Annotated in this window: 8 protein-coding genes; 1 reads left to right on the top strand and 7 read right to left on the bottom strand. The window is 54.3% G+C overall.

Features of this window, described 5'->3' with window-relative positions; genetic code table 11:
* On the bottom strand, nucleotides 1-2,271 hold a 2,271-nt coding region (locus VFO10_RS24140), incomplete at its 3' end, for a 7TM diverse intracellular signaling domain-containing protein (RefSeq protein WP_325144560.1).
* 521 nt (nucleotides 2,272-2,792) lie between these two features.
* Between VFO10_RS24140 and VFO10_RS24135 the strand changes: the two genes are divergently transcribed.
* Complete coding sequence (locus tag VFO10_RS24135) at nucleotides 2,793-3,950, top strand: hypothetical protein (protein ID WP_325144559.1); 1,158 nt, start codon at nucleotides 2,793-2,795, stop codon at nucleotides 3,948-3,950.
* A 4-nt stretch (nucleotides 3,951-3,954) separates the two neighbouring features.
* On the opposite strand, the gene VFO10_RS24130 is transcribed toward VFO10_RS24135, so the two are convergent.
* The 6 genes from VFO10_RS24130 to VFO10_RS24105 form a co-directional block, all read right to left on the bottom strand.
* A complete protein-coding gene (locus VFO10_RS24130; RefSeq protein ID WP_325144558.1) occupies nucleotides 3,955-5,634 on the bottom strand; it encodes a tetratricopeptide repeat protein in 1,680 nt (559 codons plus the stop codon).
* Nucleotides 5,635-5,947: 313 nt separating this feature from the next.
* The gene (locus VFO10_RS24125) at nucleotides 5,948-6,199 is read right to left on the bottom strand and encodes a hypothetical protein (RefSeq protein WP_325144557.1); all 252 of its coding nucleotides are present in this window, start codon (nucleotides 6,197-6,199) and stop codon (nucleotides 5,948-5,950) included.
* A gap of 81 nt (nucleotides 6,200-6,280) precedes the next feature.
* Nucleotides 6,281-6,910 carry a porin family protein gene (locus VFO10_RS24120; RefSeq protein ID WP_325144556.1) on the bottom strand — a complete coding sequence of 210 codons (630 nt, stop codon included), beginning with the start codon at nucleotides 6,908-6,910 and terminating at the stop codon, nucleotides 6,281-6,283.
* Nucleotides 6,911-7,005: 95 nt separating this feature from the next.
* Entirely contained in the window at nucleotides 7,006-7,569 is a 564-nt protein-coding gene (locus VFO10_RS24115) for a chemotaxis protein CheW (RefSeq protein WP_325144555.1), read from the bottom strand.
* A gap of 11 nt (nucleotides 7,570-7,580) precedes the next feature.
* Nucleotides 7,581-10,160: a chemotaxis protein CheA gene (locus VFO10_RS24110; protein WP_325144554.1), complete on the bottom strand. Its 2,580-nt coding sequence runs from the start codon at nucleotides 10,158-10,160 to the stop codon at nucleotides 7,581-7,583.
* A gap of 27 nt (nucleotides 10,161-10,187) precedes the next feature.
* The gene (locus tag VFO10_RS24105) at nucleotides 10,188-10,694 is read right to left on the bottom strand and encodes a hypothetical protein (RefSeq protein WP_325144553.1); all 507 of its coding nucleotides are present in this window, start codon (nucleotides 10,692-10,694) and stop codon (nucleotides 10,188-10,190) included.
* Between the last annotated feature and the right edge of the window lie 83 nt (nucleotides 10,695-10,777).

Here is a 10,777-nt window from a genome sequence, read left to right as displayed (position 1 = left end):
CGGGTAGAAGTGGAAACTATCACCGAGAACCGTCACCGTAGGTTTTTTAATACCCAGGCGATTCACGGATTTATCCAGACCCTCATTCAGATCCTGCAGCAGATAGCTCATATTGAAGAAAAGGTCTTTCACCAAAGTGTCTTTCAGCTGACTCAGACCGGCCTGCGGGGTGCCGCGCTCGATGGCTGATACAAGAGAATTGATGGAGGCGATCAGACTACGGATCTCGGCAGGTTTATGATCCTGCTTCGCATATTCACGGCCGAGGCGCGTATAGTTGATGAAGAAAAGCTCCTGGAAGTCCTCTTCGATCGACTCAAAGGCCATATAGACAGGCGCCGTGGGCAGTCCCTCGGTCTTCTGGTTCTTCACGGTATCGTGGAGCATATGCTCCATCTCATGGATGCGCGAGGATATCTCTTTGAAACCAAAGGCCCGCGTCAAACCCTTGAGGGTATGAAGATTCCGGCTCAGATGCCGAGCGCGTTCCAGGTCGATGCTGGCACTTTCCATCAGCCGCTGGCAGGACGCGAGCAGATCCTTGGCGCTTTCAAAGAAGGAATCGAACTTCGAAGCCGGAAAGCTGATGATCCGTTCGATCAATTCCAGAGTGCGCCGATGCTCCTCGGACTCGCGGGTCAGCTGCTTGATTTCCGTCACATCCCGCACACTCACCAAAAGTTTACTGACATGGTTGGCGTCCGTGATGATAGGCACCCAGTCGAGTTCAACGTCCCGGGTGCCGGCCGTCATCTTCAGCTGGGCCGCGCGCAGAAGATGACTGTGGTTGGCCTCGAAATTAAAGACATCCGCATTGAGTGAGGTCTCGATGATGTTTTGATTCATCGCCCGCGTGTCGGAATCCACATTCGCATGACGGAAGAGTATATCAAAGGCAGGCTCGGTCCGGCCCGGTTTCTCGCCCAGGATGCTGCAGAGATAGTCCGAATATTCCGCATGCATGCGGCCGTCCGCTTCAATCATAAAAATACCCTGATGGATATTTTTAAGAATCGAACGGATATCCCGCGTCTTGTCCTCGACCAGTTCCTCGACATGCTCGATATGAAGTTTCAGATCGGCGTTCAACTTGTGAATTTCAGCCTCGGCCTTGTTCCTGTAATGATTCACGCGGTCACCAAGGGCGATCGAAATCAGAATGGCCTCGGCGCAGGCTCCGAAAAGGTTCCCATATTCCGTCAACGCATTGAGGGGAAGGACACCCTGATACTTCAGCACCATCACCACCGCCCCCAGGAGGTAAAAGCTCCAGGCCACGGTATAAAAGTAGGCAGGTCGGTAGCGCCGATAGATGCTGATGGCCCCGGCCGTGATCATGAGGCAGGAGACGAAAGCCACGTTGAGGTTCGCGATTTTTGCGGCCAGCTCATAGCTATGGAACTGAACGTTGATGATGTCGAGTATCGAAATGCCTCGATGCACAAGGCATAGCTTATAGATGATAGGATGCCGATTCTTGATGTCGAGGAAATGCATGCTGAAAAGCGCCATGAAGATCGAGGCCAGCTCGGCGAAGACCACGAAGCCCTGATTCGACCACCAATGATCGTGGGAGTTCGAGCCAACCAGGATATAGGACAGGCCCTGGGCCGAGAGCGCGTGCATGGTGAAAAAACACATGTAGGCGACATAGAAGAGATAGATCCGGGATTTGAACGACACAAAGAGAAAAAGGTTATAGGCCAGCATCGCAAAGAGGATCCCGAAGAGGATGCCGAGGGTGATGCCGTCACGCAGCATGTAAGGCTGGAACGCCGCCTTGTTCCAGAAAAAGAGCGGGGCGATCGTCGTGCCTTCGGTTTCAATCCGCATCAGATAGCGATGCGTTCCCGAGGGGACATTCAACTCGAATATCGGATAACGACTCTTGAAGCTGCGCGATTCGTAGGGAACCTTGTCGCCCATCTTCACGGAAGAAAAACCCGCGCCCTCTTTTTGAAAGAGTTCAACGAAATCCGCGGACGCATATCTATATTCGAGGAGGAGGGGAACATCCTTATCACCCGGATTATGAAGCTCGAAGGACACCCACAGAATATCAGGGGTAAAACCCAGATTCGGGGTCATCTTCTCGGACGGCGCGAAGGTCTGTTCCCAAACCTGATCCACAGGCATCGTGCCTGAAGCATCACGAAATATGCTGAGATCGTGCCCAAACTGCTTGCCCGCGAAATCCTTGCCGAGGTCGACAGGAGCGGCAGTCAGGGTGCTGCACAGGAAAAAACCGAGAAAGGTGATCAGCTTAAGCATGGGATCCTCCACACCTTTACAATCGGTGTCTACCGGTAAACATAAAGGTGGATTTCACTTCGACCTTCGAAAGGAGCCGTGAAATTTGCTTGAGGAATTGACGGGTTGGAAAGTATCCTCGAAGGGTAAGAATCGCGCTGGGGATTTTCATTGACGCCGTGACTGTCTGAAAATTCCACCACGGTAATTTTTATTATTCGATTTGGCATATGAATCCGAGAGCTTCGCTTCCGTGGCTTTGCCTGAAGCGACGCCTCCTTCACCGCTCCGCTCAAACTCTACCATCGCGCGAATAAAATGTGATAGCTTAGGTGTGAGCTGCCCAAGACCAGGATGCCACCAGACAGCAGAAGCCATCAAATATCGAGAAAACTGCGGCTTTCCCAATCTTTATGCGCCCGCTCAGAGTGGGTGTAAACTCATCAAGGGATTGTAGATTTACTTTACAAGACCTTCCTTTCAGCCTATGACCAGATAAGGCCCGACTTGATTCGGCAGACGTTGAAGAAGTGAGCCAAAAAATGAGCGCGTTTTCGACTTTTCAGCTTAAGTGGCTGACGCAACTTCTCGGTGATGACAGTCTCCTGGTTCGTCGTGCTGCGGCTGAAACCATTGGAGAGTCATCAATACAGGACGCTGAACTGACACTGGGTGTGATTGCCCGACTCGGTGAGCGTGGCCTTGCGAGCTCCGGTTGGCAGCGGCGTGATCTGGAGCACCTTGCGCTGAATGACTCCACTCTGGAGCCCTGTCTGGAGATGGCTCGATCCATGGAAGCGGATCGGCATAAATTGGCTCTGGATTTGATCCTTTTGCATCCTCCGGCCCTTCTCCTGCCGATCGAAAAAAATCTGCTCAGGCTGCCGGATTTGACCCGCATCGAGCACGAATTGATCAAAGAAGCGATAGGTTTCTACCGCTCGTCTTCCGACAGCCTCTGGGAAAAACTTCGCAGCATGTCCGTCGCGCTCACAAAATATCCCATGTTTCCCAGGCGTATCAAGGAAACTGTCAAGGCTCTTGCGCGTGAAGTGGCCCGGCGTCCTTACCCGCAGAACCCTGAGCTGAAAAATATTCTGACTGATGACTCCAATCCCTGGCTCAAGGCTCTGGCCTGCATGATTCTTTCCATGCGCGACTGCCGTGATGCCGGTCCCCTGATTCTGCAGACGCTGGTAAAGAGTGATCTGGCGGAATTGAACGAATTCGCGGAAGAGGCTTTGGTGCGACTGCAGGACGAAGCGATCATCGAACAGGTGATTGAAGAGTTTCCCCGCAGCAGTCATGAATATCGGCTCGTGACCAACTCGCTCTTCTATCGCATGCCTTTCAAGCGTTCTCTGCAGCACGCTGCGCGCCTTGCCGATGGTGAAGACGAGAACGTCGCTTACGGACTGCTGCTGACCTACTGTCGCGCCTTTGATCGCCATGGGCTTGAACGGAACTATGCGATTGCGCGCTCGATGCCGGACTCCAGTGAACTGGCTTTCCTGGGTGTCGAGTCGCTCGGGTATGCCACAGCCGTGGGCATCGAACTGCCTGACCGTGCGCACTGGCTTGCGGAAGCGGAGCAGGTTGGTCTTTTGGATGAGGATGAAGAAACCGAAGAGGTCATCCCCATCAAAATGCACGACACCTTCAAGTACAACGGCCAAGAGTCATCAAACCCTCAGCCTTGAACGCTTAAGGCTTCTTCGCAGGCTGCTGCAATTCCAGAATCCGGGCATTGATATTATCCCGAGTCTCCGCAGGCGGATTATACTGCAGCGCGGTCTTATAATTCTCCAAAGCCTCTTTGCGCTTCTTGAGCCTGTCATAGGTCGAACCCAGATTGTAATAGGTGGACCAGACCTTCGGCTGCGCCGTCAGGACTTTCAGATAGGCATCGAGCGCATCGTCGAGTCGATTCATCTCCACATAGCAGCTCGCCTGCATCTGCAGCAGCTGCGTATTGTAGCGAGGCAGGATGCCCTCGCCTTCCTTGATGGTTTGAATCACCTCGGGACACTGGCCGGCTTTTGAATAGGCGCGAATCAACCGCAGCCAGATATTAGGATCCTGGGGATCGCTGCGAAGGCGTGCGCGATAGACAGCCGGCAGAAGGTAGGAAAGGTTCTGCTTTTCCAGAGTTTCAATCGCCATATCAAGACCGCCGGAAGCCAGGATGCCGCCGACCTGCATTTTGCGGGCATAATAATCAAGACCACCGCCGACCTTCTGCACCGAATCGATCCAGGCGAGGAAGAGATAGAATTCAAGACTGTGCGGGTAGCTGTTGATCAGGGGAATGACGCTGAAAAAAAGCGCCTCGGCGAGTCCCTTCGGCAAACCCTCTTCGAGATTGCGAAAGATTTTGAATGTGCCTTCCTCAAGATTGAAACGCTGCACCTTGAAAACTTTTTGCGTCAGGCGGCCAGCCATCAGACCAAGTTCCTGGCAGGACAGGTCGAAGCGAAAACTCTTCAGGCAGCTGTTGGCCAGAGTTATCGCGGTATCAGGTGATTTCTTCAGCTGCATGCGGCCCAGGTGATAGGTGAGGTAAGGAGCCGGTGCCTTGTTGTTCTTGATGGTTTCCTGGATCAGCATGGTGGCCGCTTCGGTTTGTCCCTGGATTTCAAAGCAAAGCGCCTTATAAAGCAAAAGCGGGTAAGGATTGGGAAGGACCTGCTGCGCATCGACGAAGATGGTATGCACGCGTGGGCAGTCTCCACGCTGCAGGGCGATGGCCGCATTCAGTTGAAAGACTGAAGCGTTGCTGGGGAAAAGGCGGAACATCTCTTCCACCTGAGCTTCCAACTCAGGCGTGCTTTCGGTGCTGCGATTGACCAGCTCGCGATAGCCTGTCAGCTTTTTGCTGGTGGCCAGGGCTCGCATGTCATCAACAGCGTAAGGTGTCGGTTCCGAGAAGGCGACGTCTTCCAGCCAGGTCTTGCGGCGACAGATGGCTGTATCATTGGTCTTCTCCTGGTACCAGGAACAGACGCTCGGCACCTTGCTGAGTTTGGCCGAAGGAATGATTCGATCGAGAGACTTCCATTCGGGATCGATGGGGTCATGAATCCTGGCGAGATTCGCTTCAATGACGGCTTTTTCACCAGCTTTGAGCCAGAAACGAAGGCGCCGGACGCCGTAGCCCGGAGCCGTGACGGTGACTTCATTCAGACCGATTTTTCCGCGGTTTGGTTTTCCCACGGCTTCACCGATGATTCCATCACGGACGATAGCCGCATCTTTGATGGGAATTTGCAGGGTATATTCAGCTTTCTGACTCTGTGGTTTTTCCGCAGCCGCAAGAAATTGCGCGGTGAAGGGCAGAAGGGCCAGGGTAAGAAAGAGCCAGCGCATTGGGATAGTCGCATTCATCTTGTGGAACCTTGGTGCGAAACCCATCATCGAGCAGCAGTCGAGTGGGGCTGAGGATTGCGCCCCGCAACAGCGCGGTGCTCGCGGGACGAAGGGTTATCGGGTTCCTGTTCATAATTTCATTTGTGTCTTCGAACGGCAAGAGAAACTCGTCCTGGCCGGGCAGCAAGCGTCTGAATAGTTTTACTAGCATGAAATCCTGGCGGCCCAGTGGTCCCAGGCGATACGCTTGAATAAATCATTATGACTTATGTAGGGCACAGCCCCCCTCCGGGTCACCGAAGGGATGCAGTGCTCAGGCTTTGAACAGACCTCACTGGAAGACTGGAGGACCTGGTTCCGGAATCGTTGGATCCGGGATGGGGTGCGGATGAGGAAAGGGCTCGGGCGCCTCGGGCGGAGCCGGAACCATCGGCGGAATATCGCCGGGAGGTGAACCTGGCTGGGGTTCAGGCTGCCGGGAAGGCGGTGGCGGTGCCGGAGGTTGATGCCGGGGTGGATTCGGATCCACAGGGGCCTGGGCCATTTGTCCTTCGGTCGTGTGTTCCATGTTTTCTGAAATCATAGATGTGCTCCATTTTTGCAGACACAGGGATCACCTAGCAAAATCGGTTCCACCTTGAGTCTGCAAAGAATTGGGCTCGCTTTACATCATATAGGCGAGGGCTAGAGAATAATTCATCTGATCGAGGTCCAGGGTGCGATCCAGTACACGCCGATATTTGAGTTCCCCTACCAGATCCATCGCGGGTTGAATGGTGTAACTCAAACCCGCGCCGAAATCCGCGCCCAGTTCACCTTCCACATCCTGAAGGTCGCGATCATATTCAGAGAGGACATCGGTCGCGTCCGCACTGGGATCACGGCGCGCCGTGCTCACTTGAAAGCGATGGGCAGCAAGACCTGCCAACACATATGGCTTCAGGCCAGCCATGATGTTGGTGAAATGAAATTTGGCATTCGCTCCTATGATCAGATTTTCCAGATCCACGCGTTGCGCGCGTGATGAATTGAACTCATCCGCCCAGTAGTCAAGGGAAAGACCCACGGAGAGATTCTGACCCGTGTAATAGTCACCAAACACACCGAAGGCGAAGACGTTTTCATCCGTCAGATCCACATCGGCCGTTGTGATGTTAACACCGGCCGACACAGGCGCTTCCGACCAGGCGCTTGCGGTTTTGTATTGAGGGTTGCTGGCGTCCTGGCTGTATGCAAGAGGCACGAAAAGCAGGCAACTGAGAGGGAGCAGGACCGGGAGTGAGCTTTTTTGCATAATTGATTTCCTCCAGAAAACGGAAAGTAAACAAAAGCGCAGCTGCACTCATCGTGCCAGCTGCGCTATTTACTGTCCGTTTTCCGAAAAGAAATTCAGTGTTCTTCGAAGTCGTCGTGGGCCTGATAGTCAATGCCGGTTTCCGCGAGGACCTTGGCAATATCAATCACGCCGTTCACCTGATTGCCGCGCTTGCTGATGGTGGAAATTAACTCAGACCCATTGCCGCGCCCAGGGAGCGCCTGCTGCTGCAGCTGATCATCATTCAAGGAAATCACATACGTGATCCCATCCACGATCAGGCCCACCGTGACCTCTTCATAATGTGCGACGATGATGCGGCTCTGGAGCGTCGGCTCCACATTCGGCAGGCCCATCATCTTGCGCAGATTGATGGCCGGCAGTATGGTGCCGCGCAGGTTGATAACGCCTTCGATAAAACGCGGCGCGCGGGGGACGAAGGTCAACTGATTCATCATGATAATTTCGTTGGTGACTTCAATGGGCAGGAGGAATTCCTCTTTGCCGAGAAGCAGGCCAATGAACTGTTTGACCGCTGTGAAATCCTGATTATCCTTGCCGCCATCCAGGTCACCGCGAATGGCGAACATGCTGTGTTCGGGATCCATCATCTCGGGAGTCAGGCCTGGAATATTCATGATGAGCCTCCTTACGCAGCCTGCACGCGGTTTCGTCCGCGGCTCGCAGCTTCAAGTTCAGGGATATCAAGAACCAGCACGACTTCCCCGTGACCCAGAACGGCTCCACCGGCCACGCAGGGGATGTTGCGCATTAAAGGACCCATGGATTTGATCACCATCTCCTGCTGATTCAAAAGCTGATCGACCACGATGCCCGTAGGGCGATCGGGTTGGCCAACGACCACCACGAAGTGCCGATCCCGATTCACACGGCTCCTGCGCTGCGAAGCCTTGCTTTTGAGGAGATCGGAGATGCTGCCTTCCTTGGTGCCAAGAGTCATGGCCTCGTCGAGGTGAATCAAGGGCAGGACCGTGTCCCTTAATTTATAGACTTCGACATCGCCCACTCTTTGAATATCCTTGGGCGAGATTCGAATGGATTCAATAACGGAGTTCAAGGGAATCGCAAAGGTCTCGCCGCGGGAACGGACGAGGAGGCTTTGCACGATCGCAAGAGTCAAAGGCAGACGAATGGTGACCGTGGTGCCGCGACCGGGAGCGCTGTCGAGTTCCAGCATGCCCTTGAGTTTCATGATCTGCTTTTTCACGACATCCATGCCGACGCCGCGGCCGCTGATGTTGGTCACCTGATCGGCGGTGGAAAAGCCAGGTTCGAAAATAAGATTGAGGCTGTCGCGATCGGAAAGCTGAGTTTCCTCAGTGATCAGCCCTTTCTCGATGGCTTTGCGCCGAATCACGGCGGGGTCCATGCCTTTGCCGTCGTCCTCGATTTTGATCACGATCTGATTGCCTTCCTGATGCGCGGACAGGAAGATCTTGCCGGTTGGGTTTTTGCCCGTGGACTTGCGCACATCAGGGAGTTCGATGCCGTGATCGCAGGAATTTCTGATCAGGTGGATCAAGGGGTCACCGATCTGCTCGACCAGGGTCTTGTCGAGTTCGGCGGCTTCACCTGTGATGATCAGGTCGATTTTTTTATTCAGAGATCGCGAGAGATCGCGGATCACGCGCGTGAACTTATTGAAAGCGTTACCGATGGGCACCATCCTGACCTTCATGATGATGTCCTGGATTTCATTCATGTGTCGACCGAAGAGCTGGACGGTTTCTGAGAAACTGCTGCCCAATTTGATTTGGGGGAAGTTCGTGCGCAGGTCCTCTTCGATGCTCGCAAAGCGCGTGCGGTCGATCACGAGTTCACCGACCAGGTTCACGAGGACATCGAGACGTTCGAGGTCGACGCGGATGGTGGATTGTTCGGTTTTTTTCGCGTTTTTATGGTCTTTCTTATCGTCGTCATGGGCCTGGGCTGCGGCCGCCGCGGGTTTGGGGGCTGCGGCTTTGGGCGCGGCGGCTGCCGGGGCCGGTTCGGCCGTGGGTGCTGATGATTTGGCCGCCGATGTTGCTGCGGCCGGGTTGGCGACTTTGGGTGCGAGCTTGCCTTTCGCGGCGTAGCTGAGGGACCGTACGATCGGGGCTGTTTCCACACCGCAGGGGCCTCCGTCTTTGACGGCCTGCAGGAGTCTTCTTAGGAGGTCGATGCCCTGGAACACGACGTCGATGGTTTCCGGGGTGGGGACGAGTTTGTCCTTACGGATCAGATCGAAGAGGTTTTCCATGCGGTGCATGACGCGTTCGATGCCTTTGAAACCGAACATGCCCGAGCCGCCTTTCAGGGTATGCGCGGCGCGGAAGATTTCTTCGATGATGGCTTTGTTTGTTGGATCCTGCTCCAGGCGCAGGATGGCATCATCCACGGTCTGCATGAGTTCGTCACTGTTGGTGATGAAGTCATTGAGCATGGAAGGATCCGATTGGAAATCATTGGGTTCCCATTCGGCGATTTCTTTGAAGTCTTCGTCATCGTGCTGATCAGCATGAGCCGCCGGAGCCGCTGCCTTTGCGGTCGGGGCGGCTTTGGTCGGCGCGGGAGCCGGTTCATCATCCATCTCGGCGAGAAGACGGGAGGCTTCATCATCCGCCATGGGTTTCGGTGCTGCGGTGCTGACGGCATTGCCCACGGGTTTTTTTGCGGGCGCTTCCATTTCCGCGAGCAGCGCGGCGGCTTCGTCGTCGCTGAGTTCTTCGCCGTTTGATTCTGCGGGTGAACCGTCCATCTCGGCGAGAAGAGCGGCGGCTTCGTCGTCGCTCAGTTCTTCTGAAGCTTTCTTCGCAGGGGCTTTGGCTTTCGGACTGTCGTCCATTTCTGCCATGAGGGCGGCGGCTTCGTCGTCGCTCAGTTCTTCTGAAACTTTCTTCGCAGGGGCTTTGGCTTTCGGACTGTCGTCCATTTCTGCCATGAGGGCGGCGGCTTCGTCGTCGCTGTCACTCATCTGGGCCATCAGTGCGGTGGCTTCGTCGTCGCTGATGTCGGCTGCAGCTATAGCCTTCTTCAAAGCGGGTTTGCCGTGTGATGCCGTCCAGCTCGACATGAGGTCGAGGAGTTCACGGCTTTCGCTGATGAGATATGCAAGTTCTGGTGAAGGGCGGTCGCCCGGTTGTGCCAATACACCGGCCAGCTGCTTTTCCAGCAGCGGCAGTATTTTTTTCACCAATGATTCGATCGCGGTCTTGACCAGAGCATCCATGCTCCCGCCCCTTCCTTGTCTGCCTTGCTATCCCGCCCGTGGCAGCGCGACGATAAACTGAAAATAACTCTCTTCCAATGCATCGAACTCCAAGGTGCGACCGCAGTCGCATTGGAAAGTCGGTGCGATCAGTTGCTTCAGCGTGCTGAGATGCTCGCGCACATTAATCAGTTTGATATGCTCCTGCCCACACTGGCAGTAATAAGGCGCGAAGAATGACTCGACCACGCCACCACCCAGGGAGTTCGGCACCATATTGATCTGATCAATCGAGGACACGCTGCATTCATAGAACGACAGCGAGCCGCCTTTGGAAAGATCTGTGATCAGCTGAATCCATTCACGAATACCACAGCTGTTGAAATTCCCCACATCCTTCAGGTGTATGCGAATTTTGTTATGCGCGATACGCGGAACATCCTTGTGACGGAAATTCTCGTCGATATCACCGACCACTGTATAATCCACAGCCTCGGGATCTTCGGCGATTTCAAATCGCAGGTTATTGAAATTTATAGTCTTTTTCTGAGCCATAGGCTTTCCCTGCTTCCATAGGATGATGTTCCTCATCGTAGGATGGATCGGCAGTTTAAGCGGAAACTTGAGCGGAGCTTTGG

The sequence above is a fragment of the Oligoflexus sp. genome (genome assembly GCF_035712445.1).
Classification (GTDB): domain Bacteria; phylum Bdellovibrionota_B; class Oligoflexia; order Oligoflexales; family Oligoflexaceae; genus Oligoflexus.
This window is presented reverse-complemented; position numbering and strand designations above follow the sequence as displayed.